Origin of the sequence: Sporofaciens sp. JLR.KK001 (assembly GCF_036941055.1) — a bacterium.
In the GTDB taxonomy this organism is placed as follows: domain Bacteria; phylum Bacillota; class Clostridia; order Lachnospirales; family Lachnospiraceae; genus Sporofaciens.
The window spans coordinates 206,747-230,901 of sequence record NZ_JAYMNO010000002.1 but is presented as its reverse complement, the minus strand read 5'-3'; the positions used below and the strand labels follow the sequence as shown (position 1 = coordinate 230,901).

Here is a 24,155-nt window from a genome sequence, read left to right as displayed (position 1 = left end):
CAAGGGAGGGAAATAAATGAAATTTGTATCATGGAATGTTAATGGAATCCGGGCGTGTGTACAGAAGGGGTTCATGGAATTTTTTAAAGAGGCGGATGCTGATATCTTCTGCATTCAGGAGACGAAGATGCAGGAGGGACAGCTTGAACTTGAGACGCCGGGATACCATCAGTATTGGAACTATGCTCAGAAGAAGGGGTATTCAGGAACGGCGGTATTTACAAAGGAAGAGCCGTTGTCCGTGGCGAACGGAATCGGGATCCCGGAACACGATCAGGAAGGGCGCGTGATCACGCTGGAATTCGAAGATTATTACTTTATTACGGTATATACTCCGAATTCTCAGAACGAGCTGGCAAGACTCTCCTACCGGATGCAGTGGGAAGAGGATTTCCTTGCGTACCTGAAGAAGTTAGAGGAGAAGAAGCCTGTGGTATTCTGCGGAGATCTGAATGTGGCGCATAAGGAGATCGATCTTAAGAATCCGAAGACGAACCGTAAGAATGCCGGATTTACGGATGAAGAGAGAGGGAAGTTTACAGAACTTCTTGACAATGGCTTTATAGATACGTTCCGGTACTTTTACCCGGACGCGGAAGGGATCTATTCCTGGTGGTCTTATCGTTTCAGCGCCAGAGCCAAGAACGCGGGGTGGCGCATTGATTACTTCTGTGTGTCGGAGGGATTGCGGGACAGGCTTTCCGATGCGCAGATCATGACAGAGGTAATGGGATCGGATCATTGCCCGGTGGTGCTTAAGATGGATTAGATTGTGAGACGGGGGATATCTACAGATATCCCCCGTCTACCCCGATGATCTGTCCGGTCATATATTCAGGGGCATTAGCGGTGTCCCACACGATCCGGGCGATCTCATCGGGTGTCCCGTATCTGCCTGCCGGTATGGCGTCTTCCAGTTCTTTTCGTTCTTCGGCGGATAACTGCCGGTTCATTTCGGTGTCGATCACCCCGCATGCGATGGCGTTGACCTGGATATTGCTTGGGGCCAGTTCTTTGGCGAGAGCCCTGGTAAGTCCGTTGACGCCGGATTTGGAGGCGGAGTATGCCGCTTCGCAGGAGGCCCCGGAGGTTCCCCACATAGAAGAGATATTGATGATCCGGCCGCTTTTCCTGGATATCATCGGCGGGATCGCGGCACGGCAGCAATAGAAGACGGAGGACAGGTTCGTATCGATTACCTGCCGCCAATCTTCATCGCTCATATCCATCAAAAGCCCGATGTACGAGATCCCTGCGTTATTGACCAGTACGTCCAAATGGCCGCAGGTCTGATGGATGTCCGCGAACATCCGTGCAACGTCGGCAGCATTCCCGGCATCTCCGGCGGCGATACTGCACGGCGTATGATAATTATTCTCAATATAGTCTTTAACAGCCGTCAATTCGGCGACGGAGGTATGGCAGTTCAGAAATACATGATAACCTTCGGAGGCGAATTTTACGGCAATACTTCGGCCGATTCCTCTGGATGCTCCTGTAACCAGTATTGTTTTTCTGTGCATATGATCTTGATAATCTCCCTTTATAGAATGTTTATAAATTATCTATTAAATTAGCTTCTCATGGTGCCATTATACCCCGGAATTCTTGCCAATTAAAGTCCCAAGTGCTATGATTTACATATTATTTTTAGATATATGGGTTATTGACCCAATATCTTCTCATAGAAAGAGGGCCTCCGTATGTTATCAAAATTCAGTGTTAACAAACCTTATACCGTTGTAGTAGGCGTAGTGCTTATTATTATTCTGGGTGTCGTATCATTCGGCAATATGACGGTAGATCTCCTGCCAAGCATGAATCTTCCGTATGCGATCGTCACGACGTCATACATAGGCGCAAGCCCGGAAGAAGTGGAAGAGATCGTAACCAAGCCGGTGGAACAGATTATGGCTACGGTCAGTAATATCAAGTCGATTCAGTCTGTCTCGAATGAGAATTCGTCCACGGTAGCTCTGGAGTTCGATCAGACGGCGAATATGGATTCCGTTACCATCGAGATGCGGGAGAGTCTGGACCAGATCAGGGGCTATTGGCCGGATGAAGTGTCGAATCCTATCATTATGAAATTGAATCCTGATATGATGCCGGTACTGGTTGCGGCAGTCAGCGCCGAGGGAGAGGATGCGGTCTCTGCAAGCAAGGTGATAAATGAACAGGTCATCCCGGAGATCGAGAGTGTGGAAGGCGTAGCTTCGGTCACTGTGACGGGAAGTATCGAAGAGGCGGTAGAGATCACGGTCAATGAGCAGAAGGTTACGGAGTTAAATGACGAGATCAAGGCCAAGCTGGAGGCGAAGGTCAGCGAAGCTAAAAGTGCGCTGGATGAAGCGAAGGCGCAGGTGGAGAGCGGGAAGGCAGCCCTGGAAGCCGGCAAGGCGCAGGCTTCGTCAGGACTTGCGCAGGCAGAATCGCAGCTCTCCATGAAAGGAGAAGAGATCAAGCAGGCGCAGCTTGAGATTACGGAGAAGATGGCGGAGTTAAGCGTGGCGGACGCGCAGCTTCAGCAGAACCTTGCTCTGCTTCAGACCGGGAAGGTGCAGGCTCAGGCACAGCTTACACAACTGGAGACGTCGAGAGCTGCCTATGAACAGATAAAGGGGATGCTTGAGGCGCCGGATCTGGAGATATCAGCGGAACAGAGGGCAGAATTAGAAGCACAGCTTGCTCAGCTGGAACCAGTTGCCGGCGACCAGGTCTATGGACCGGCACATGAGACGCTTAAGGCGGCCGTATCGCAGTTAGAGCAGCAGGAAGCCGCCCTGAGGGCAGGGCAGAGCCAGCTCACCGCCGGAAAGAGTCAGTTGGAGGCTATGCAGCAGCAGATCAATGAGGGCGCCATGACTCTTGCGCAGGCAAGAGGACAGCTTGCATCGTCACAGTTAGAAGCTGCAGTAGGTATCGGGGAAGGGACGGCCGAGCTTGCCGCAGGCCAGTCGGCGATCCAGATGCAGGAGGCGCAGATGGAATCGGCCATGAACGATGCGTCTGCGCAGGCGGATATGGAGAATATGCTGACAGCGGATATGGTGAAGACCATTCTGGCGGCGGAGAATTTCAGTATGCCGGCCGGGTATGTGAAGGAGGACGGAATCGATTATCTGGTGCGTGTCGGCGATAAGTTCAGGAATATCGGGGAATTGAAGGATCTGGTGCTGATCGATATGGAAGGGATCGATCCTGTGAAGCTTGCGGATGTGGCAGGCGTGGAACTGGTGAACAATGCGGATGAGACCTATGCCAGGATCAACGGCGATGCAGGTGTGATGCTGATGATCCAGAAGCAGACCGGGTATTCTACCGGGGATGTGAGCGACCGTGTGCTTGACAGACTCTCGCAGGTGAAGAAGGAGAATAAGGAAATCGATACGGTTATCCTGATGGATCAGGGGGTTTACATAGATCTGATCGTGAATTCGGTCCTGCAGAATTTGGTTTATGGTGCGGTGCTTGCGGTCATCATCCTGCTGATCTTCTTAAAGAGCATACGGCCGACCTTTGTCATTGCGTGCTCTATTCCGATCAGTATCATGACTGCTCTGGTAGCCATGTATTTTTCAGGCGTTACCCTGAATATCATCTCGCTGTCAGGTCTTGCGCTCGGAGTCGGGATGCTGGTGGACAACTCCATTGTAGTTATTGAAAATATATACCGAATGCGCAATGAAGAAGGGGCGCCGGCGAAGAAGGCGGCGATCGAAGGGGCAAGACAGGTGGGCGGAGCGATCGCGGCGTCTACGCTTACAACCGTCTGCGTATTCCTGCCGATCGTATTTACATCGGGCGTCACAAGGCAGCTTTTTGTGGATATGGGATTGACGATCGCATACTCTCTGCTTGCCAGCCTTGCGGTTGCGCTGACGCTGGTTCCGATGATGTCGGCAGGATTGCTTAAGAAGACAGAGAATAAAGAGTCTAAATTATTTGTCCGTATTAAGGAGGAGTACAGCAAGGTACTGCGTATAGCCCTGGCGCATAAGCTTCTGGTGCTTGCGGGGGCGCTGGTCTTATTCGCGGGAAGTATCGCGCTGGAGCTGACCCGGGGGACGCAGTTTATGCCGGATATGGAGAGTACGCAGATCAGCATGACGTTCGAGACGGAGAAAGGAACCAGTTTTGAGGACACGGTGAAGGCTGCTGACGAAGTGACGGAGAAGGTCGGAGCGATCAAAGATATCGAGGATGTGGGCGCCCTGATGTCTTCTGCGGCTATGATGGGAGGGCAGGCGGATGAGAACAGCATTTCCTTCTATGCGACTACCAAAGAGAATCCGTCTATGACGAACATGCAGCTTAAAAAAGAGATCGAGAAGGTGACGGAAGATATCGGCGGAGAGCTGACGGTCGATATGTCCAATATGGATATGAGTGCCCTTGGCAGCAGCGGGATCAATATCCAGATCAAGGGAAAAGACCTTGATAAGCTTCAGGAAATCGCAGGAGATATTAAGAAGATCGTAGAAGATACCAAAGGCACGCAGAACGTGACGGACGGAACGGAGGATAACAAGGAAGAACTTAAGATTGCGGTCGATAAGACGAAGGCGACGTCGCACGGCCTTACGGTAGCCCAGGTATACCAGGAACTTCATGGGAAGCTCTCAGAGGCCCAGAAATCAACGGTCCTGTCGACGGATACCCATGAATATGATGTGTATGTACTGGATGACGCCAATGAAAGCATGACCCGCCAGGATGTGCGCGAGCTGACGGTTACGGCGCAGAAGCAGGACGGAACCACAGAGGAGGTTAAGCTTGCGGATATCGCTTCTTTTGAGGACGCTTCAGGACTGCGCGCCATCAGCAGGAAGGACCAGAGCCGTTACATGTCGGTATCGGCAGAGATCAAGGATGGAGATAATATCGGACTGGTAAGTAACCGGGTGAAGAAGGCGCTTGGGTCCTACAGCGCGCCGGAAGGATATGAGATCAAGATGGCAGGCGAGGATGAGACGATCATGGAAGCGATGGCGGAGCTGTTCAAGATGCTTGCTCTGGCGCTGGTGTTTATGTATCTGATCATGGTGGCGCAATTCCAGTCTATGCGCTCGCCGTTTATCGTAATGTTTACTGTGCCTCTTGCATTTACCGGAGGGCTGCTTGCACTCTATATTGCAGGTATGCCCGTCAGCGTCATCGCGATGATCGGGTTTGTCATGCTGTCAGGTATTATTGTAAATAACGGTATTGTGTTCATTGATTATGCGAATCAGTTGATTGAAGTGGGGATGGAACAGAAGGAAGCTCTTGTGGAAGCCGGAGTGACGAGACTTAGGCCGATCATCATGACGGCGCTCACGACGATCCTTGGACTTTCCACCATGGCGCTGGGGCTGGGCATGGGTGCGGATATGGTTCAGCCGATGGCAATCGTAACAATTGGGGGATTGATATACGGAACTATATTGACTTTGGTCGTCGTTCCTTGTATATTTAACTTATTCCATAAAAAGGAAAAGGCGCGACTTCGTGAAGGTATAGAGGAGGAAGAGAACCCGTTAGATGAGCAGTGATGTTAAGAGAGGTAAGAGTATGATTGACAGAGCGGTCGAATTCGCATTTAAGGCACACGAAGGACAATTCAGGAAAGGTACGGGGCGTCCGTATATCGTTCATCCTGTAGAGGTGAAGGACATTGTATCGACGATGACAGGGGATGTGGAGGTGATCAGTGCGGCGGTGCTCCATGATACGATCGAGGACTGTGAAGGGGTAACGCAGAGGATACTGGCGCAGGAATTTTCTGAGAGGGTAGCAAGGATCGTGGCGCAGGAGAGTGAAGACAAGTCACGGTCCTGGATAGACAGGAAGAAGAGTACGATCGAGCATTTGCGGAATGCGCCCAGAGAGGTGCAGATCGTCGGGCTTGCGGACAAGCTGTCGAACATTCGGGATATTGACCGCGATTATCCGGTCGTGGGCGAGGAATTATGGAACAGGTTCCGTATGAAGGACAAGCGCATTATCGGATGGTATTATAAGGGCGTGCGGGATGTATTGCGAGAGGGGTTCGGCGGATTAGACGCCTACGAAGAATACTGCAGGCTGATTGAGAAGAATTTTGGGGGAATAGAACGGAAATGATGTGATATGATTATCAGTGCAAGCAGAAGAACGGATATTCCGGCCTTATACCCGGAATGGTTTGTGAATCGTCTGAAAGCCGGAGAGGTGCTGGTTCCCAATCCATACAACCGCAAGAAGGTCAAGAAGATCTTCCTGTCGCCTGAGACGGTGGACTGCATCGTGTTCTGGACCAAGAACCCGGAGCCGATGCTTCCGTACCTGAAGGAGATCAGGGAGATGGGATATGAATACTATTTCCAGATGACGATTACAGATTATGATGAGGATATGGAGCTGAACCTGCCGGGTACGGCAGAGTCGATGGCGACCTTTTTGCTGATGAGCGAAAGGATAGGGAAGGAACGGATGGACTGGCGGTTCGATCCGATCATTCTTACGGAGAAATATTCCATATCTTATCATCTGGAGCGGTTTGAGATGATGTGCAATTGGCTGCATGACGCAACGACCAGATGTATCATCAGCTTTGTGGATGCCTATAAGGACTGTCCGTTCCGGGAATTGAAGGAAGAAGAGATCATCGAATTAGCAGGCGGGCTTGGGAAGATTGCCCGGAGATATCGGCTGCCGTTATTTACCTGCGCAGAGAAGGTGAATCTTGAGAGATTCGGAATCGGACACAGTGCGTGCATTGATAAGAAGAAGATAGGCAGCCTGACCGGATACAGGCTGGATCTCAAGAAGGACACAGGGCAACGTAAGGAGTGCAGGTGCGTGCAGAGTGTGGATATCGGCATGTACCATACTTGTATCCATGGCTGCCGGTATTGCTATGCGTCTGGAAGCCCTGAGAATGCCAGGAACAAGTATCAGCAGCATGATCCGGATTCTCCGATGCTTGTGGGGAATCTTAAGGGAGACGAGATTGTGACGGAGCGCGCTTCGGTTACCGGCAGAGACATGCAGATCTCTCTGTTTGATCTGCCGGGGATGTATACGGGATTTTAACAGTGCAGGAACAGTTGAGTAATTGACAAAATAATGGCAAAGTGGTATATTCGTACTATAGTCTAAACTATGGTCTAATTTGTTCTGAATATCTTGCTGAGATATAAGATTATCTGAATAAGGCCGGAAAAGGAATATGAGATGAAAAATATTACGAATATTCAGAAGTTTTCCATTCACGACGGAGACGGGATCCGCACGTCCGTATTTTTTAAAGGATGCCCCTTGAAGTGTGAGTGGTGCCACAACCCGGAGACGCAGAGATACGAAAGGGAGATGCAGTTCGACCCGGGCAAATGCACGGGCTGCGGCGCTTGTGTGAAGGCTTGCCCAAGCCAGGCGCTTACTATGAAGGATGGAAGGCCTGTGCTTGATAAGGAAGCCTGCACGCTGTGCGGAAGATGTGAGAATTACTGTCCTGCCGGGATCAGGGAGATCGTTGGGCGGGAGTATACGGTGAAGGAGCTTGTGAAGGAGCTCATGAAGGATCAGATCTTCTATGAGGATTCCGGCGGCGGGGTGACGCTGTCCGGCGGAGAAGTCATGACCATGGATATGGATTATATCCTGGCGGTTGCGAGAGAGTTAAAGCGTCAGGATATTACGCTTACTATTGATACCTGCGGATATGTTCAGTATGAGAGATTACAGGCGCTGCTTCCTTACGTGAATACATTTTTATACGACGTGAAGGTGATGGATCCTGAGCTTCATAAGAAGTACATAGGAGCAGACAATAAGCTGATCCTTGAGAATCTGGTCCGCCTTGCCAGGGACGGGGCAAGGATCTATATTCGGATTCCTACGATCAAGGAAGTGAACGGCAATGAGAAGAATATGAGAGAGACCATAGCGTTTCTTAAAGAACACGATATTCATCCGGCCCAGGTGAATCTGCTGCCGTACCATGATACGGGAAGCGGCAAGTATTCGAAGCTGGATATGGAATATAAGGGAACAGATCTGCATGCGCCGGACAAGGAAGAGATGAAGAGCTTCGTACAACTCTTTGCAGATGCCGGATTTGCGAACACAAAAATAGGAGGGTAAAGACATGGCGAAACTGCGCGGTATGAATGAAAGAATCCAGAAACTTCGGGAGGTCAGTGTGACGACACCGGTACATATTGACCTGGAGAGAGCGAAGATCGAGACAGATTTTTACAAAGAGAACGACGGTAAATATTCCATCCCGGTCATGAGAGCGATGGTCCTTAAGGAGTATTTCTCAAGGAAGACGCTGTATCTGGGAGAGGGAGAGCTTATTATCGGCGAGAAGGGCAGAGACCCTCAGGCGTCCCCTACATTCCCGGAATTGTGCTGTCACAGCGTGGAGGATATGACGGTCATGAGCGAGCGTGAACTGGTATCCTTCCATACGACGGAGGAAGACAGGAAGCTTCAGGCCGAGGAGATCATTCCTTACTGGACTGGAAGAAGCATGAGAGAGAAGATCCTTGAGAGGATGACGCCGGAATGGCATGAGTGCTACAGCGCGGGTATGTTCACAGAGTTCATGGAGCAGAGAGGTCCGGGACATACATGCGGCGGAGAGCAGGTATTTACGACGGGATACCTGGATTATAAAGCGAAGATCAAAGAGACTATGGATGCTCTGGATTATATCAATGATCCTGATGCGGTAAATAAATGCGAAGAGCTGAAGGCAATGGATATCTCCTGTGATGCGGTGATCATTCTCGGTGAGCGTTACCGCGAGCTGGCTCTTACGATGGCCGGGAAGGAAGCAGACGAGACCAGGAAGGCAGAGCTTATGCAGATCGCGGCGAACCTTGAGGTGGTTCCGGCTCATAAGCCGCAGACGTTCTGGCAGGCGATTCAGCTATACTGGTTCACCCACCTTGCCGTTACCACGGAACTGAATCCGTGGGATGCATTCAGCCCGGGAAGGCTTGACCAACATCTGAACCCATATTATGAGAAGGATGTGGAGGCAGGCATCTTAGACGACGATAAGGCTTTAGAGCTTCTTGAATGCCTGTGGGTGAAGTTCTATAACCAGCCGGCTCCGGTGAAGGTCGGTATCACCTTGAAGGAGAGCGCGACTTATACGGATTTTGCCAATATCAATACCGGAGGGGTAACGCCGGACGGACGCAACGGAGTGAATAATGTAAGTTATCTGATCCTGGATTGTATGGATGAGATGAAGCTGGTGCAGCCGAATTCGAATGTTACGATCAGCAAGAAGACCCCGGCTAAGTTCCTTAAGAGGGCATGCGAGGTGTCCAGAAAGGGATGGGGACAGCCTGCGTTCTATAATACAGAGGCGCAGATCATGGAGCTTGTCAATGCGGGCAAGGAGCTTGAAGACGCAAGGCGCGGCGGTTCCTCAGGATGTGTGGAGACCGGCGCATGGGGCAGCGAGGCTTATATCCTTACAGGATATCTGAATATCCCGAAGGTATTCCAATTGACGCTGTTCAACGGATTTGACCAGTATTCCGGCAAGCAGATCGGATTGAAGCTCGGTTATGCGAAGGACTTCAAGACTTACGAGGAGCTTTGGGATGCGTTTAAGAAGCAGCTTGAACATATCGTTGATATCAAGATCCGCGGCAACAATGTGATCGAGCAGCTGTATGCACAGGAGATGCCGGCGCCGTGCCTGTCTGTTGTGACCAACGACTGCATTTCCAATGCGAAGGATTACAATGCCGGCGGCGCGAGATACAACACCAATTATATCCAGGGTGTTGGGATCGGAACGATCACGGATTGTCTCTCCGCTATCAAATATAATGTATTTGACAAGAAGAATTTTACCATGGAAGAGCTGATCGAAGCTATGGAGCATGATTTTGAAGGATATGACGTGATCTACCGTATGGTTCATGATAAGACTCCGAAGTACGGCAACGACGACGACTATGCGGATGATATCATGCAGGATGTATTTGAGCTGTACAGAAGCTCTATCACGGGGCGTCCGAATATGAAGGGCGGCAAATACGGGGTGGATATGCTTCCGACTACATGCCATGTATATTTCGGCGACGTGATCCTTGCTACACCGAACGGAAGGAAGGCGCATAAGCCGGTATCTGAGGGTATTTCCCCGGAGAAATCCGCGGATACCAACGGACCTACGGCGGTAGTGAAGTCTTGTGCGAAGATGGATCATCTGGCAACGGCGGGAACTCTGCTGAACCAGAAGTTTACACCGGATGTTGTTGCTGGTGAGGAAGGACTCGAGCATATGGCGAGCCTGATCCGCTCTTACTTCTCCATGGACGGACATCATATCCAGTTCAATGTGATCGACAGGCAGACCTTGATCGATGCACAGAATAATCCGGAGGATTATAAGGATCTGATCGTTCGTGTTGCGGGATACAGTGATTTCTTCCGTAACTTAAGCAAACCGCTTCAGGATGAGATCATCGAGAGAACAGAGCAGAGCTTTGAATAGGAAATAAAATCGAGCCGGCATTTTTGCAGATGTGAAAAAATCGTCTGTAAAAATGCCGGTTCTTGTTATTTCTTTACAGTTGTTTGGTTTTGCTTGCTTTTCTCTCGGAAACCAATTACAATGATGTAAATATAAGACGAAAAATGGTGGTTGCAATGGCAGAGATACGAAAACGCTTGATTTTTCACGGAAGAGTACAGGGAGTGGGGTTCCGATACAGGGCGAAGCATCTTGCCGGATCCCTGGGATTGACCGGATGGGTCAGGAATGAATACGACGGAACGGTACATATGGAGGTGCAGGGGACTAAGGCGATGATCTACAAGCTGATGGAAGGACTGAACCGGGGAAGCTATATATCGATCGACTGGATCGATGATGAGGAGATTCCGGCCGAGAAGGAGAGCGGTTTTTGTGTACGCTAGAATACACAAGCTAATAAGAGAGGGAGGATAAGATAATGGGAAGGGATACTGAGAAAAAGGGCGTGAAGAGCCGGATCGTGTCGGCGGCGTGGCAGTTATTTTATGAGAAGGGATACAATGGCACGACGGTGGATGATATCATCGAATTGTCAGCTACATCCAAGGGCTCCTTCTATTATTATTTCAGTACGAAGGATGAGCTGCTGGATACTTTGGCAATGATCCTGGATGACTATTATGAAGAATTGGAAGTGAAGATGGACCCGGAGATGAACAGTTTCTCTAAGTTATTATATCTGAATTATGAGATGCATAAGATGATGGAGGAGAAGATCAATATAGACCTGCTGGCTTCTCTGTATTCGACGCAGCTTGTCTCGGAGAGGCCGAGCCATCTTCTTGACCAGAACCGCAATTACTACAGGCTCTTGAATCAGGTCGTGGAAGAGGGGCAGATGCGCGGACAGATCCGGCAGGACGTCCCGGCCAGTGAGGTGACGAGGTATTATGCCATGTGCGAACGCGCGCTTGTGTCGGATTGGTGTCTGAATAAGGGGAAATATTCGCTTGGGCAGTATAGCAGGGAATGTATGCCATATATGCTGGAACATTTTAAAATGTAAAAGCGCAGACTGACAGGCGCTTTTCGGCAACATGCCGCCGAACGAAGGTGAGGGGCGGTACAAATAGGAGGCAGTGGTATGGTGATACAAGGGCTGAAGAAATTCTCACTGTTAGATTACCCTGGAAAGATGGCTTGCACGCTGTTTGCGGCAGGATGTAATTTTCGATGTCCGTACTGTTACAATAAGCCGCTTGTAATAGATACTCATGAGAATCGGGATATACCGTTGGAAGATATTTATGCATACTTGAAGAAGTACAGCGGGATATTGGACGGGATCTGCCTGACCGGAGGCGAACCGTTGATTCAGAGGGGGATTGAAGAGTTCTTGGGACGGATCAGGGAGATCGGATACGATGTAAGGCTGGAGACGAACGGAAGTTTCCCGGATAAGCTTAAGAAGCTTGTCTCGGAAGGACTCGTCAGTTATGTTGCCATGGATATTAAGAATTCCCGGGAGAGTTACGGCAGAACCGTTGGAATTGAAGGATATGATGTGGATAAGGTGCAGAAGAGTGTGGAATATCTGCTTGGCGGCGCGGTGCCGTATGAGTTCTGTACGACGGTCGTGCTGGAGTATCACAGGAGGTCGGATTTTGAATCTATCGGAAGATGGATCGCAGGGGCAGAGCGCTATTATCTCCAGCGTTTTATCTGTTCCGAGGGAGTGATCAGGGAGGGGCTTCACCGGTATAATGACAGTATTATGGAACAGGCGCTTGAGATCGTGAAGAAGGATGTGCCGGCGGCGCGGCTGCGGGGATGGTAGAGATAAGCGGTAATTGCTCACAGTTCAGGCGGGTGAACTTTCCTGAACTGTTTTGCTTCTGTCAGGAACCGGAAGTCTATTCTACGACAGCCGTTCGATGATCTCTGCCTTTAATGCGCTGTCCCGTCCGATCTTAAAATGATCTGCCTTAAGGAGCGCAAATGCTGCTTCGGAATTCCCGTCTCTCATATATCCGATCATTTTCTTGAGATTCTCATTGGTTTTTGAGATCTTCATTCCGTTTTGGACGGAACATTGTCCGATACGGATCAATTCACACAGATTATTTTCATAGATTTTATTAATACGCTCATTGTCAAAAATACTGATGATCTCCATGTGCATGGCGGTATCGGCAAGCTCCCACTCGTAAGGGTCTTCTGCGGCCGCGCACATACGGACGACCTTCTCCTCGATGCGGTAGGAATATTCTTCGTTGCGGCCGAGAGAGAAGATGAGCCGGAAAGCAGCTCCTTCCAACAATTCGCGGATCTGGTACAGTTCGTTGATGTCTCTGTCGGTGATCTCCCGGACGGTCATGGACTTGTAATAGTCGGATACGATCAGACCTTCTGATCTGAGCATCTGGATCGCTGCCCGGATGGGGCTTCGGCTCATGCCAAGTTCCGCGGCAAGCATGGCTTCAGTCAGCGGCATGCCGGGGGAATAGGTCAGATTCAGTATGTTCTCTTTTATCTTCTCGTAAGCCTGGGCGGCGAGGGATGCGGTCTTTTCAGCCATGGGGGGTCCTCCGTTTTGTCGAAATTGTCTATACGACTGCCTCAATTATAATTTTATTGCCAATGACTATATCATGTACACCGATCTGTTTCTTTTTGTTGAAATTAAAACTGAGCATATAGCCTTTGTCTTTATGATATGCATCCAGGTAATCAATCAACTGCTGTTCTCCGCGTTTGTTATATTCATTACCGTGCCATATTTTAGTTTCTATGATAAATTGTTCGCCGCGGTAATCCACGATCACATCAGTTCGGCAAAGGTCTCTTGTCTGTGATTCAATATAATAGTTTCCGGTTCCATTGATAATTGGACGCAGATATAACAGGAAAAACTTTCTGCCGGTATCTTCAATAAAGGTCTGCGGACTGTCCTTATATAAATCATGAAAATGTTCGACGAATTTTTCCAAGATCCGCCGCATATTCAGATGTCCGTCTATGATAAACTGGTTCTTGTCCCGCTGCGATGCCTTGTAAATATCCAGGTTTTGCATATCTGCGGCTGACAAATAGAAATTATATAAGCGGGTTTCAAAAATACGGTTGGCAATCGTTATAGTATGATGGTGCTTTTTGATGAATCCTAACATTGCCGCAATGTTAATGGCAGGCAGATCAGCATTGTAGACGGTATTTGAACCTGTAAACAAAAGGTTTCTGATTAGGGTGTTCAGTTCGGGTATATCGCTGAGTTTTCCGATTAATGAATCAAACAATGTATTTTCTTCCTCCAAAAGCATTCGTTCCGCCTGGAAAAAACCGTCCCTTGTCCATGCATTTTTTCTGCTCTCGGGTGTGTCTTCAGTGCTGACCTCTTCGTCGATCAGTTTACAAAAAGCAGATACCAGATATGGATAGCCAGAGGTATCATCATAGATTAAACCGGCAATCTCGAGCACATCCATGCCGGTATGGTAATCTTTCTCGTAATCCATTAACATACCTTCAATATCGTCTTTACTGAAACTCATTTTAACATTAAATTTTGCAGCAATATTCCATGGACTGTTAAGCTTATGTTCATCGTTTGAGCGAAGTTTCCTCTTTAAATTCCTGATATCATATACTCCGGCCAGGATAACGGACTGGAATGTAATTGTTCCAAGAGCTTCCCGTTCGAGATAATAATTTCGCAGCTGTGCAAGGAAATCAAGAAAAACCTGGTTATTTGATGCACTGTCTGCTTCGTCTATTATGAGGACTACCGGTTTTTTTGAAGATTGACAAAATGTCAGCAGCAGATAAAATAGCTTTCGGAGATCAAACTGCAAAGAGGGGGACGCGTCTATATCCCGAAGTGTTTGAAGAACGGGATATTCCTCGAGTACGTTTTCATTAGCTATACTAAGACCTCTTACGAATATGGATGCGAATGCCACCGAAAAGGTATTCTCATCCTTGTAGGATGCGCTGCCCAAGGCCTGAAAATCCAAGTGTACTACAAGATATCGGTCTGACAGTACCTTAGTCAAGGCATGCAATATAGTAGTTTTGCCGAACTGTCTTCCGCGATTTATTGAAAAATACGAACCTTCGTCAACCATACTGTGGATTTCTGCCAGTCTATTGCTTAAGTCAACCATATAATGTTTGGCCGGAATGCAAAGCCCCGTGATGTTGAATCGTTTTCTCATGCAAAGAATCTCCTTTCCTGTAGAGATGAGACACTACACTAATTCAGTCTCATTTTACCATGGAGAATCAAGATAAACAAGTAAGGTTTTGATTGACTTGCTCCCATTTCCATGTTATAGTCAGTACATAACATATTGTATACAAAATATATAATTGTATACAAAAAGATGATTTGTGACGGATGATCTGCAGCAGGACAGATTTGAACCGTTACAGACAGTCTTAGCGAGATTTTATAATGAAAAAAAGAAAAGGAAGGTGTTTCAAATGAAATTAGGATTTATCGGAACGGGTAATATGGCGTCAGCTATCATGGGAGGAATTATCAAGAACCAGATCATTCCGGCAGAGGAGATCATCGGCGCAGACCTGTTTGCACCGGGACGGGAGAGGGCAAAGGCTCAGTTTGGTATTCATGTAACGGACAGCAACAAGGAAGTTGTAGAGAAAGCGGATGTGATCGTGTTATCCGTGAAGCCGCAGTTCTATGCGGATGTAATTCAGGAGATCAAGGATTTGATCCGTGCAGATCAGATCGTGATCACCATAGCGCCTGGTAAGACGCTGGCATGGCTTGCAGAGCAGTTCGGCAAGGATGTGAAGCTTGTCCGGACGATGCCGAACACACCGGCAATGGTGGGAGCAGGAATGACGGCAGCTTGCCCGAATGAGCATATGACCGAGGAAGAGACGGCATATGTGCGCACGCTGCTTGAAAGCTTCAGCCGGGTAGAGATCGTACCGGAACGTCTGATGGATACGGTGGTGTCTGTCAGCGGAAGTTCTCCGGCATATGTGTTCATGCTGATCGAGGCTATGGCGGATGCTGCGGTATCCGGCGGGATGCCAAGACCGCAGGCTTATCAGTTTGCTGCCCAGGCAGTGCTTGGAAGCGCGAAGATGGTATTAGAGACCGGAAAGCATCCGGGAGAGCTGAAGGATATGGTATGTTCTCCGGCCGGAACGACGATCGAGGCTGTGCGTGTATTAGAAGAACGCGGTTTCAGGAGTGCGGTATTTGAGGCTATGAAGGTCTGCGAGGAGATGTCTAAGGGGATGTAATACAACGGTTTGGACGAGCTCGGCCTGTCTGGACGGCTGCAGTGCAATTGTGGTTGGAAGGCGATCTGAGCCTGTGGATGGGAGGAAGAGATGAATAAGATTATAGAATCGTTATATGCGAGAAAGTCTGTGCGTGTATATACAGAAGAAGAGATAACAAGAGAAGATAAGGAAGCCGTTTTAAATGCGGCGCTTCAGGCGCCGTCCGCAGGATGTCAGTTATTATATACGATCCTTGATATCACGGATCAGGACAAGAAAGAAAGGCTTGCGAAGCTCTGCGACGATCAGGCATTTATAGCGAAGGCGAAGCTGGTGCTTGTATTCTGCGCGGATTGCCGAAAATGGCTCTCATTCTACCGGGAGGCGGGCCTGACACCGCGCAGGCCTGGCGCCGGAGATCTTCTTCTCGCGGTGGAGGATGCGGTGATCGCCGCCCAGAATGCGGTGACAGCGGCAGAGAGTCTCGGAATCGGTTCCTGCTACATAGGTGACGTGATGGAGAATGCGGAAGATATGAAGGAGCTGTTGGAGCTTCCATCATATGTATATCCGGCGTGTATGCTAGTATTCGGCTATCCGACCGAGCAGCAGAAGGAGAGGAAAAAGCCGGTGAGGTTCGGCCTTTCGGATATTGTATGTGAGAATGTTTACCGGGATAAGGGCAGCCAGGAGATCCGTCAGATGTTTGCAGATAAGACGGGTGATAAGAGTTATGAGGAATGGATGGAGGCATTCTGGAAGAGGAAGTATGAGTCCGGCTTCTCTAAGGAGATGAGCCGGTCTATGGAAGTGTATCTGAAAGAATTTCTTTAAGAAATCTAATCTGTTTTAAATACCTCTCTGTTTCATTGGGAATGCTTTTTCGAGGGTGCGTGTGTAAAAACGCAGGCGTAGCGGGCTGCGTCTTTACACACGTGCTATCGGGAAAGCAAACCAAGAAACGTACTGGGCGGAGACGTGCATCTGGCACAGATAACGAGTATAGGATTCGGCTTATTGGTGCGGCGGATATGAAGCGGTTAAGGCATTTTTACAACAGAATGGTATTGGTCCAGCAAGTTCTGTATTCTTGTATCTTCCCGCAGGAAATCATATTCGTGGTTTTCCGTGTCTTCCAATTCGTTTAGTATTCCAGACAGCATCCTGCTCCCCATGTTTGTCCCTTTCATGGAGAGGTGCCGGTACAAAGGTGAGTGATCTGGCTTCCATTCCTGGCAAAGACCCGGCAGCATCTTCTCAAGGGCACGAAGACATTCGCCGGTGTCCCGTTGTGCAACGGCAAGCTGAAAATCTGCAATATGCGAATTACAGTCCCACAGATCAAATAGCCGGCCGGTCTCTTTGGCGATTTCCGTCAGCTGTTCGGCTTCGGACAGATGATGTTCTTTGACAGCGATCTCCACCAGTGTGAGCAGAGCTGATTGTACCCCGCTGATCTCCGACAGAATCTTCCCTTCGATGATCTGTGCGGCCTGTTCTAAGTTCCCCTCTTCCTGGCATAGGGTGGCCTCTAATTGTTTCTTGTTGTAGAGCGTCGTGTCGGGAAGCTCATTCAATAACCTTCTGGCAGCATCGAATTCTTTTCTTTTTCTGTGTTTTGAGATTAACATGGCTTTGGCGTGGCTGCTCACCGCGGGGTCACAGCTTTTGGAAGCCCGTGTGTACATCTCTTCGATATCGGCTGCATATCGGCAGTTTTGAACGGTGGTCTTGGACATGATAATCAGACCTTCGAGAGTCAGCGCAGTGTTCAATAGCAGAAGATCACAGGTGGGATATTCGTGAAGCTTATCCTGCGCCATGTGAAATGCGGCGTCAATCCCTTCTGTGTCGGCAATAGAAACCAATTCATTTATAAAAATCCCGATTTCTTCCTTTGTAAGGTCATCCTGAAAAGAGAGCAGCGTGTTAAGGTCTGTGCCAAGCAGCCTTGCCAGCGCGGGAAGCAGCGTGATATCCGGGTAGGAGATGGCCTTTTCCCATTTGTTGACGGCCGGGGCAGAGACGCCCAGGAAGGAAGCTATCTGCTCCTGGGTGTAGCCTTTTTCGGTTCGTTTTTGGCGGATGATTTCATTGATTTTCATTGTGGCAGTCCTCCTTTGAAAGGTATGAAAAATGCTTTGCATTCATCTTTCTTCCATTATAACAGCGGCGGCGGAGAGAGGACAATTGAATCGTTGTATTTATTCGGCATTGAAAGTTAACCGTTGGTTAAATGAATGGATTTTCAAAGCTTTTAGGAGGTTTAGAGTGGGGGGGGGGCAGTTTTTATTTGGTCTGCAATTTCTGCATAAGCGCTTCCTGCAAAACTTGGGAGAAATTTACGCCGATGGCGGTAGCCTCCTCATTGAGCCATTCTGGAATACTAAGTGTTTTTTTAACAGCCCGAGGACTTGTTCTTTTCTTATATGCCAGTATATCAAATTCAACTACAACAAGAAAAGAGTCTTTTTCGACTATTATATCACTAGGGGCAGATGGTTCAGGTATAGGTTCATTTTCAATTTCGCGTGATGTGAGTGCCAGTCCGAGAGCATTGACAGCCATCTCATACGCTTGTGTCATATCGTTTCCCTCAGTAAGACATTCTGGAAGGTCAGGGAAGGAAATCCAGAAGCCTCCGTCTTCAGCTTTGTGGAAAATAGCGGGATAAAATACTAATTTATTCATGCAGATACCTCCATTTTTAATGACAGAACTATTTTAGCCCCGCCTGCTTTAATATTGCTTGTTCTAAGCCCTTTTTCATGGCTTTAGAATGATAAGGAACAATTACCTGTTTCCCAGATTCAGGATTTTTTAACTTTACATGAGAACCGTTTTGATTAATGATTATAAAACCATTTTGTTTTAGTTTTTTAATAATTTCCTTTGGAGTTAACGGCACCTTTTGCAACTCCTTTTCCCATTATAATACATTTTAATACGTAATATTGCGTGTGTCAACTAAAATACGTAATATTACGTGTTAAAAACTGCGTGTTAATTTTTTTCGGATTTAGATTGAGAAATCAATATAGACACCAGAGCGGTTAAATATTATTTAAAATTGTGAAATTAGTGAACTTATTTGCCCATACCCTAGTTTCTCTGCCAGTCTTTTAATCCCATCCAACGCTTCCTCTTTGGAATAATTGTGTGCTTCTAAGAAATCAATATCTTTTTCGCTTATATATTGATAAAATAATACTGCTGCAAGAACTTCTTCCTTTTTTGTATAGTCAATACCTTCCAGCAATATATTTTCGGCTTCATTTATAAAGCCTTCATCAACCATTCTTTCATATTTCTCCAGCGTGTCCCCTGAGACTTCGTATTTGTTTGCTTCCGGCAGTTCAACCGACTTGTATTGTTTCCCAAGTATTAGAGAAAAAAGCACTCTAACCGCTTCCTTAATAAGCCGCATGATATAGTCTTTTTCATCGATAAAGTCCATGTTTTCCTCCTGTAAAATGTTCTAAACAAGGCATATGATACTGCCGTTTTACCATGTGTGCCGCGGATTAAAGATTACTTAACCCAATTCTTATTAAGAACCGGCTTGCCATGACCGAAATATATGATTCTATTGCCTATATTGCTTATTTTTCTTGCGCTTTCCAGCATGCTGTCCTTATTATGATACAGCATGGAAACTGTGGGATAAAACATATTCATCAGTGCATCGCCGGCTATAAAATGTTTACCGTCCACATCAATGCCGATGGAACCATCCGTATGTCCCGGTAAAGAAAGAATGCGGGCATCTATTCCGTAATCGTCCAGACGGTCATCATTATGAAGCAATACGTCAGGTTTAAATTCCGGTATGGAACGGACAGAAAATTCCCTGAGGGATGCTGATAGGACGATTTTCCCTAATATAGTTGCAGCGGACAGCGATTGGTTTGAGTTAGATTGAATCAGATTACGATCATTCTCATTCATTCCAATAGGAATTCCTAAGGTATCCGATATCCGGACAGCATTTTCGGCGTGGTCAAAATGCGCGTGGGTTAAGATGATCAGTTTCACATTATAAGATCTGCATGCTTCCATCACCTTGTCAAGGAACTCCTTTTTTCCTGTGTCTACTAATATTCCGCTTGTTCCGTTATCGATAATATGGCAATTAACATTGCCGCATTTTATCCGATGAATCTTGCTCATTTTGTTCTCCTGTAAGTTTGAACTGACATTTTTACTCCTTTCCGTGTCGGAAAAGCCTTGATATGTCTATGTTTATTGTACCAAGCCGCTAGCGCGGCGGCTAGCCCTAAGTATGTGAAATTACACTTTTTTCTTAAAATTTTCATTTTTCACAAAATAATAGTAGCAGTTTTTGTATATATGTTTTATTGTTGAATCACCACAAGACAACTTAAAACACAACAAAAACTGCTATGCTTATGTTATCATGGATTTTCAAACTCAACAACTATATTTCGAAAAATTTTTACCGCCCGCCTCCACATAAATGATGTTTCCCTCACTTTTCCATCATTTTTTCAAGGAGGTTCCATTATGGACAAATATTTATCTGCTTTCCGGGAGATGATCTCCCTGCGCGGTCTTACTGACCATACTGTAACATCTTATTCCACCTACATCCGGGCTTACCTGAATTATCTTTCCGGCATCCTCCATAAGATGCCCGAAGATGTCTCCTGGGATGAACTGCGTGATTTTATCCGGTGGCTCCAAAGAGAGAAAAGCCTTTCTGACCGCACTATGAACCACTGCATTTCCCAACTCCGTTTCTTCACCATTTACGTTTTGCACAAACCCTGGGATGCCACACAGCTCCCTATGCGCAGATTTGATTCCTACCTTCCTTTTGTTCCTACACAAAATGAGGTCTGGTATTTTATCCAGTCTTTTTCCAACCTCAAGCACAAGGCGGTTCTTTCTCTCCTGTATTCTGCCGGGCTGCGGGTTGGCGAAGCCTGCTCCCTCCGCTACGAGGATATCAGCCGCTCTTCCATGCGCATACATATCCGTCATTCCAAGGCACGTTCTGACCGTTATGCCATCCTTTCCCAGAATGCACTGGATATCCTGACACAGTACTGGTTCCATGCCGGCAGACCCATGGGATTCCTCTTCCCTAACCGTGATAATTCCCAAAAGCCCATGGCCTCTTATACGGTAAACCAGTTTATTGCCGCCAAAGAAGCTGAACTTGGCTGGGAGCACCGTTTCTCCTGCCATACGTTTCGGCACGCATTTGGCACCCACCTTTATGAAAACGGCACTGACCTGCTCACCATTAAAGCGCTCCTCGGGCATAAGTCATTAAATTCCACTACGATTTATGTACATCTCGCTTCTAATGGCACGGGAAATGCAGTAAGCCCTTTTGACCAGATGGGAGGTGTTTCCCATGGACAGGTCTAAGGTCCAGCAGGTCTGGGCGTTTTCCTATGAAGCATTTAGCTCTTCCGGCTGCTTCCAGTCGGATGTCCAGAAAAAAGCATCCCGTGCCATCATGGGCTGTAAATCCGGTTCCTTTGGCATCAACGTTTCCCAGTGCCCCGACTGCGGGCATACCGAATTCCATAACAATTCCTGCCGCAACCGCAACTGCCCCAACTGCCAGGCTGTGAATCAGGAAATCTGGGTGGATAAGCGGAGGGCTGAAGTGATAGATGCGCCTTATTTCCATGTCGTCTTTACTCTTCCCCATGAGTTGAACAGCCTTATCTACTGTAACCAGCAGCTCCTCTATGGACTGCTCCACAGATGCTGCGCCAGGACCCTTTTGGAACTCTCTTCGTGCAAAAAGTACCTCGGTGCAACGCCCGGTATCATACAGGCCATCCATACCTGGAATCAGGAAATGCTCTATCATGTGCATATGCATTGTATTATTTCCGGCGGCGGGCTTACACCGGACCATAGGATCCGTAAATCCATCAATCATTTTTTCATCCCGGTAAAGGTCCTCCGGAACAAATTCAGGGGGAAATATCTTGCTGAACTGGATTCCCTTTATAAAAGCGGCAAGCTGGTATTTTCCTCTTCCTGTGAAAAGTTGCGGAATTCTTACGAATGGACCGGGTTTCGCAATGGCCTTTATGAAAAAGACTGGTGCCCTTACATCAAAGAAACCTTCAACGGCTTCGGAAATGCGATGGAATATCTTGGGAGATATACCCACAAAATAGCTATCGGAAACAGCCGCCTCATTTCTGTAGATAACCAACAGGTCTCTTTTTCCGCCAGAGGACGGAAGCCTGGCGAGCCGCGCAGGACCGTCACCCTGGAGAACACAGAGTTCATCCGCCGTTATCTGATGCATGTGCTGCCCTGCGGCTTCCAGAAGATCCGATACTATGGGTTCCTAAATAACCGGGGAAAAAGCAAAAACCTGAAGCTGATATTTACCCTTCAGGGACATCAGCGTTTCCAGGCAAGATATGTCCATCTATCCATGGCTGAGCTTATAAAAGCGGTGTGGAAGATCGACATTCGCGTCTGTCCGGAATGTGGATGCTTCGGGATGCAGAGCATCGGAAGGACTTATGGCACTTCCTGATCAAAGTGTCTGTCCACTGAATAGATTTTTTCTAAGCCTCCGCAAGAAGGCTTGCGAAGCATGCCCATTTATAAAACGCTCCCATGAAGTTACACAAAAAAGTGGTTTCTATGCCATCTATCCTTTCAAAAATAGCAGCATTTTAACCAAAGGAAAAGAATGCTATCCCCATACACTTACCGGCTGATCGTCCGCGGCTTGGTACAATTGGAAAGAATCACATTCAGAGCAGTTTTATCTTTTGTATAAAGCTGCTCTCTTTGTCTGCTCTGAATCTGATACTTTCCTTAAGAATTATAGCAAATTCAAAGCCGCTTTTCACTATCTTTTTCAGCAAATCAGTAATTGCGGCAAGCGTTGCTCTTGTTGATTTCGTGTCTATAAGCCTGCCGCTCAATATTTTAAGATAAAAAGAATATAAATATATGGCTTGCACATCTCCAGACAGGCTTATAAAATGAGAAGTGAGCAAACAGATTTTATAAGGAGGATAAGTGTGAAGAATCAGTTTATTCAGGGATTGATGATCGACTGGAAGAAGATTGAAGCGGACAGCTATTTGAGGAAGATAGAGGCCATAAAAGATGTGCGTACATTAGATTTCAATAAGTCGGTAACATTTTTTGTAGGGGAAAACGGAAGCGGGAAATCAACGTTGTTAGAAGCGATTGCCGTTGCATATGGATTTAATCCGGAGGGCGGAACCAGGAATTATTCCTTCTCAACGTATGATTCTCACTCGGAATTGTGTGATGCCGTTACGCTTATAAAAGGCGTCCGCAGGCCAAGAGTCGGGTATTTTCTGAGGGCGGAGAGCTTCTATAATGTGGCGACGAAGGAACGGGAGTATGCGGATATCCAGCATCCTTCACAGGAATATCATGAGAAATCCCATGGCGAGAGCTTTCTGGCGATTGCGCAGAACTACATGAAAGCAGGCGGGATTTTTATTTTTGATGAACCGGAGGCCGCGCTATCGCCGCAGAGACAGTTAACATTGTTAATGGACATATATAAATGTGCGAAAGACGGGGCACAATTTATAATAGTGACGCATTCGCCGATCTTGCTGGGGATGCCGGAGGCGGAGATATATAGCTTTGACAATGGTGAGGTTCATTTATGTGAATATGAAGATACGGACAGCTATATCGTAACAGAACTGTTTATTAACAATCGGGATATTTTGCTGCATAGGTTGTTAAATGAGTAATCAGAGTATATCATAATACGGGGAGAGTACAGTCTAATGGAGAAGTTACTGAATTATTTTACAATAGATGGTGCGTTTGGCGGCAATCAGGATTGGTTCACGAATATTGTTATGCATATCGGAGGCTGCGCTGCGGCGACAGCGTGCGACAGTTGTATTTATTTTGCAAAATATATGGGAATGGAGTTTCTGTACCCTTATGATATTGAAGAACTCAACAAGGAGGACTATAAGAAGTTCAGCCAGATCATGAAGCCGTATATCAGACCGAGGGTGAACGGGGTGAAGAAACTTGAATGGTATATAGAAGGATTTGAGAAATATCTTCGGGACGTCTGTGATGAGGCGCGGGTGAAGCAGATGCCGGTACAAGATATCGGAATCGGGATGGAAGGGTTTGCAGGAGAATATCCATATGAAGAAGCGGCGGAAAGGATCAGAGGGCAGATTGATGCGGGACTTCCGGTTCCGTATGTGATGCTTCGTCATAAGCTGGCTGAGAAGTATAAGGATTTCATCTGGCACTGGTTCCTGGTGGTCGGGTATGAGGAGACGGAACGGGGAATGTGGATCATAGCCGCTACTTACGGGGAGAAAGTGCGGCTTCACCTGGAAGAACTGTGGAATACTGGATATGAGGAGAAAGGCGGCATTATTCTATATAAAAAATAGCT

General features: G+C 47.5%; 23 protein-coding genes. 15 read left to right on the top strand and 8 right to left on the bottom strand.

From position 1 onward, the window contains the following. Positions 1-16: 16 nt before the first annotated feature. A complete protein-coding gene (locus VSQ62_RS26315) occupies positions 17-769 on the top strand; it encodes an exodeoxyribonuclease III (RefSeq protein WP_334638016.1) in 753 nt (250 codons plus the stop codon). Between the two features lie 19 nt (positions 770-788). Here the strand turns inward: VSQ62_RS26315 and ymfI are convergent, their stop codons facing one another. Then, the gene (gene ymfI, locus VSQ62_RS26310; RefSeq protein WP_334638015.1) at positions 789-1,523 is read right to left on the bottom strand and encodes an elongation factor P 5-aminopentanone reductase; all 735 of its coding nucleotides are present in this window, start codon (positions 1,521-1,523) and stop codon (positions 789-791) included. Between the two features lie 180 nt (positions 1,524-1,703). On the opposite strand from ymfI, the gene VSQ62_RS26305 reads away from it, so the two are divergent. The 8 genes from VSQ62_RS26305 to VSQ62_RS26270 all read left to right on the top strand — a co-directional run bounded on the left by VSQ62_RS26305 (position 1,704) and on the right by VSQ62_RS26270 (position 12,308). Continuing rightward, the gene (locus VSQ62_RS26305; RefSeq protein WP_334638014.1) at positions 1,704-5,534 is read left to right on the top strand and encodes an efflux RND transporter permease subunit; all 3,831 of its coding nucleotides are present in this window, start codon (positions 1,704-1,706) and stop codon (positions 5,532-5,534) included. Between the two features lie 19 nt (positions 5,535-5,553). After that, positions 5,554-6,105, top strand: a complete 552-nt coding sequence (locus VSQ62_RS26300) for an HD domain-containing protein (protein ID WP_334638521.1) — start codon at positions 5,554-5,556, stop codon at positions 6,103-6,105. A gap of 6 nt (positions 6,106-6,111) precedes the next feature. Continuing rightward, positions 6,112-7,056, top strand: coding sequence for a DUF1848 domain-containing protein (locus tag VSQ62_RS26295; protein WP_334638013.1), 945 nt, complete (start codon positions 6,112-6,114; stop codon positions 7,054-7,056). 141 nt (positions 7,057-7,197) lie between these two features. Continuing rightward, positions 7,198-8,106 carry a trans-4-hydroxy-L-proline dehydratase activase gene (locus VSQ62_RS26290; RefSeq protein WP_334638012.1) on the top strand — a complete coding sequence of 303 codons (909 nt, stop codon included), beginning with the start codon at positions 7,198-7,200 and terminating at the stop codon, positions 8,104-8,106. Positions 8,107-8,110: 4 nt separating this feature from the next. After that, complete coding sequence (hypD, locus tag VSQ62_RS26285; protein WP_334638011.1) at positions 8,111-10,489, top strand: trans-4-hydroxy-L-proline dehydratase; 2,379 nt, start codon at positions 8,111-8,113, stop codon at positions 10,487-10,489. A 155-nt stretch (positions 10,490-10,644) separates the two neighbouring features. Beyond that, positions 10,645-10,914 (top strand): acylphosphatase, encoded by a 270-nt coding sequence (locus VSQ62_RS26280; RefSeq protein ID WP_334638010.1) that lies wholly within the window; start codon positions 10,645-10,647, stop codon positions 10,912-10,914. A 35-nt stretch (positions 10,915-10,949) separates the two neighbouring features. Then, positions 10,950-11,537: a TetR/AcrR family transcriptional regulator gene (locus VSQ62_RS26275; RefSeq protein ID WP_334638009.1), complete on the top strand. Its 588-nt coding sequence runs from the start codon at positions 10,950-10,952 to the stop codon at positions 11,535-11,537. A gap of 78 nt (positions 11,538-11,615) precedes the next feature. After that, positions 11,616-12,308 carry an anaerobic ribonucleoside-triphosphate reductase activating protein gene (locus VSQ62_RS26270; RefSeq protein ID WP_334638008.1) on the top strand — a complete coding sequence of 231 codons (693 nt, stop codon included), beginning with the start codon at positions 11,616-11,618 and terminating at the stop codon, positions 12,306-12,308. An 81-nt stretch (positions 12,309-12,389) separates the two neighbouring features. Here VSQ62_RS26270 and VSQ62_RS26265 read toward each other — a convergent pair whose 3' ends face one another. Together VSQ62_RS26265 and VSQ62_RS26260 are read right to left on the bottom strand one after the other, a co-directional pair. Further along, positions 12,390-13,049 (bottom strand): GntR family transcriptional regulator, encoded by a 660-nt coding sequence (locus VSQ62_RS26265; protein ID WP_334638007.1) that lies wholly within the window; start codon positions 13,047-13,049, stop codon positions 12,390-12,392. 28 nt (positions 13,050-13,077) lie between these two features. After that, positions 13,078-14,685 (bottom strand): AAA-like domain-containing protein, encoded by a 1,608-nt coding sequence (locus VSQ62_RS26260; protein ID WP_334638006.1) that lies wholly within the window; start codon positions 14,683-14,685, stop codon positions 13,078-13,080. Between the two features lie 268 nt (positions 14,686-14,953). Here VSQ62_RS26260 and proC point away from each other — a divergent pair, with 268 nt between their 5' ends. Together proC and VSQ62_RS26250 are read left to right on the top strand one after the other, a co-directional pair. Further along, entirely contained in the window at positions 14,954-15,748 is a 795-nt protein-coding gene (gene proC / locus VSQ62_RS26255) for a pyrroline-5-carboxylate reductase (protein ID WP_334638005.1), read from the top strand. A gap of 90 nt (positions 15,749-15,838) precedes the next feature. After that, positions 15,839-16,564: a nitroreductase family protein gene (locus tag VSQ62_RS26250; protein ID WP_334638004.1), complete on the top strand. Its 726-nt coding sequence runs from the start codon at positions 15,839-15,841 to the stop codon at positions 16,562-16,564. A gap of 206 nt (positions 16,565-16,770) precedes the next feature. On the opposite strand, the gene VSQ62_RS26245 is transcribed toward VSQ62_RS26250, so the two are convergent. From VSQ62_RS26245 to VSQ62_RS26225, 5 genes are all read right to left on the bottom strand, one after another. Continuing rightward, positions 16,771-17,835 (bottom strand): helix-turn-helix domain-containing protein, encoded by a 1,065-nt coding sequence (locus VSQ62_RS26245; protein ID WP_334638003.1) that lies wholly within the window; start codon positions 17,833-17,835, stop codon positions 16,771-16,773. A gap of 184 nt (positions 17,836-18,019) precedes the next feature. Then, positions 18,020-18,421 (bottom strand): type II toxin-antitoxin system HicB family antitoxin, encoded by a 402-nt coding sequence (locus tag VSQ62_RS26240; protein WP_334638002.1) that lies wholly within the window; start codon positions 18,419-18,421, stop codon positions 18,020-18,022. A gap of 28 nt (positions 18,422-18,449) precedes the next feature. Beyond that, positions 18,450-18,638: a type II toxin-antitoxin system HicA family toxin gene (locus tag VSQ62_RS26235; RefSeq protein ID WP_334638001.1), complete on the bottom strand. Its 189-nt coding sequence runs from the start codon at positions 18,636-18,638 to the stop codon at positions 18,450-18,452. A 156-nt stretch (positions 18,639-18,794) separates the two neighbouring features. After that, complete coding sequence (locus VSQ62_RS26230; protein WP_334638000.1) at positions 18,795-19,187, bottom strand: DUF6483 family protein; 393 nt, start codon at positions 19,185-19,187, stop codon at positions 18,795-18,797. A 74-nt stretch (positions 19,188-19,261) separates the two neighbouring features. Next, positions 19,262-19,900 (bottom strand): MBL fold metallo-hydrolase, encoded by a 639-nt coding sequence (locus VSQ62_RS26225; RefSeq protein ID WP_334637999.1) that lies wholly within the window; start codon positions 19,898-19,900, stop codon positions 19,262-19,264. 354 nt (positions 19,901-20,254) lie between these two features. Between VSQ62_RS26225 and VSQ62_RS26220 the strand changes: the two genes are divergently transcribed. The 4 genes from VSQ62_RS26220 to VSQ62_RS26205 all read left to right on the top strand — a co-directional run bounded on the left by VSQ62_RS26220 (position 20,255) and on the right by VSQ62_RS26205 (position 24,153). Then, positions 20,255-21,127 (top strand): tyrosine-type recombinase/integrase, encoded by an 873-nt coding sequence (locus VSQ62_RS26220; protein WP_334637998.1) that lies wholly within the window; start codon positions 20,255-20,257, stop codon positions 21,125-21,127. Further along, positions 21,114-22,268, top strand: coding sequence for an IS91 family transposase (locus tag VSQ62_RS26215; RefSeq protein WP_334637997.1), 1,155 nt, complete (start codon positions 21,114-21,116; stop codon positions 22,266-22,268). Before VSQ62_RS26220 ends, VSQ62_RS26215 begins: the two co-directional genes overlap by 14 nt. 496 nt (positions 22,269-22,764) lie before the next feature. Continuing rightward, positions 22,765-23,481, top strand: a complete 717-nt coding sequence (locus VSQ62_RS26210) for an AAA family ATPase (RefSeq protein ID WP_334637996.1) — start codon at positions 22,765-22,767, stop codon at positions 23,479-23,481. Positions 23,482-23,517: 36 nt separating this feature from the next. Continuing rightward, positions 23,518-24,153 carry a hypothetical protein gene (locus VSQ62_RS26205; protein WP_334637995.1) on the top strand — a complete coding sequence of 212 codons (636 nt, stop codon included), beginning with the start codon at positions 23,518-23,520 and terminating at the stop codon, positions 24,151-24,153. The last annotated feature ends 2 nt before the right edge of the window (positions 24,154-24,155 follow it).

Bases quoted from the DNA above. Each gene is read 5' to 3' on its own strand.
- VSQ62_RS26275 (WP_334638009.1), top strand. From the start codon at position 10,950: ATGGGAAGGGATACTGAGAAAAAGGGCGTGAAGAGCCGGATCGTGTCG.
- VSQ62_RS26220 (WP_334637998.1), top strand. From the start codon at position 20,255: ATGGACAAATATTTATCTGCTTTCCGGGAGATGATCTCCCTGCGCGGT.
- hypD (WP_334638011.1), top strand. From the start codon at position 8,111: ATGGCGAAACTGCGCGGTATGAATGAAAGAATCCAGAAACTTCGGGAG.
- VSQ62_RS26300 (WP_334638521.1), top strand. From the start codon at position 5,554: ATGATTGACAGAGCGGTCGAATTCGCATTTAAGGCACACGAAGGACAA.
- VSQ62_RS26225 (WP_334637999.1), bottom strand. From the start codon at position 19,900: ATGAGCAAGATTCATCGGATAAAATGCGGCAATGTTAATTGCCATATT.
- ymfI (WP_334638015.1), bottom strand. From the start codon at position 1,523: ATGCACAGAAAAACAATACTGGTTACAGGAGCATCCAGAGGAATCGGC.
- VSQ62_RS26280 (WP_334638010.1), top strand. From the start codon at position 10,645: ATGGCAGAGATACGAAAACGCTTGATTTTTCACGGAAGAGTACAGGGA.
- VSQ62_RS26215 (WP_334637997.1), top strand. From the start codon at position 21,114: ATGGACAGGTCTAAGGTCCAGCAGGTCTGGGCGTTTTCCTATGAAGCA.
- VSQ62_RS26230 (WP_334638000.1), bottom strand. From the start codon at position 19,187: ATGGACTTTATCGATGAAAAAGACTATATCATGCGGCTTATTAAGGAA.
- VSQ62_RS26305 (WP_334638014.1), top strand. From the start codon at position 1,704: ATGTTATCAAAATTCAGTGTTAACAAACCTTATACCGTTGTAGTAGGC.
- VSQ62_RS26265 (WP_334638007.1), bottom strand. From the start codon at position 13,049: ATGGCTGAAAAGACCGCATCCCTCGCCGCCCAGGCTTACGAGAAGATA.
- VSQ62_RS26245 (WP_334638003.1), bottom strand. From the start codon at position 17,835: ATGAAAATCAATGAAATCATCCGCCAAAAACGAACCGAAAAAGGCTAC.
- VSQ62_RS26295 (WP_334638013.1), top strand. From the start codon at position 6,112: ATGATTATCAGTGCAAGCAGAAGAACGGATATTCCGGCCTTATACCCG.
- VSQ62_RS26250 (WP_334638004.1), top strand. From the start codon at position 15,839: ATGAATAAGATTATAGAATCGTTATATGCGAGAAAGTCTGTGCGTGTA.
- VSQ62_RS26315 (WP_334638016.1), top strand. From the start codon at position 17: ATGAAATTTGTATCATGGAATGTTAATGGAATCCGGGCGTGTGTACAG.
- VSQ62_RS26205 (WP_334637995.1), top strand. From the start codon at position 23,518: ATGGAGAAGTTACTGAATTATTTTACAATAGATGGTGCGTTTGGCGGC.
- proC (WP_334638005.1), top strand. From the start codon at position 14,954: ATGAAATTAGGATTTATCGGAACGGGTAATATGGCGTCAGCTATCATG.
- VSQ62_RS26270 (WP_334638008.1), top strand. From the start codon at position 11,616: ATGGTGATACAAGGGCTGAAGAAATTCTCACTGTTAGATTACCCTGGA.
- VSQ62_RS26260 (WP_334638006.1), bottom strand. From the start codon at position 14,685: ATGAGAAAACGATTCAACATCACGGGGCTTTGCATTCCGGCCAAACAT.
- VSQ62_RS26240 (WP_334638002.1), bottom strand. From the start codon at position 18,421: ATGAATAAATTAGTATTTTATCCCGCTATTTTCCACAAAGCTGAAGAC.
- VSQ62_RS26290 (WP_334638012.1), top strand. From the start codon at position 7,198: ATGAAAAATATTACGAATATTCAGAAGTTTTCCATTCACGACGGAGAC.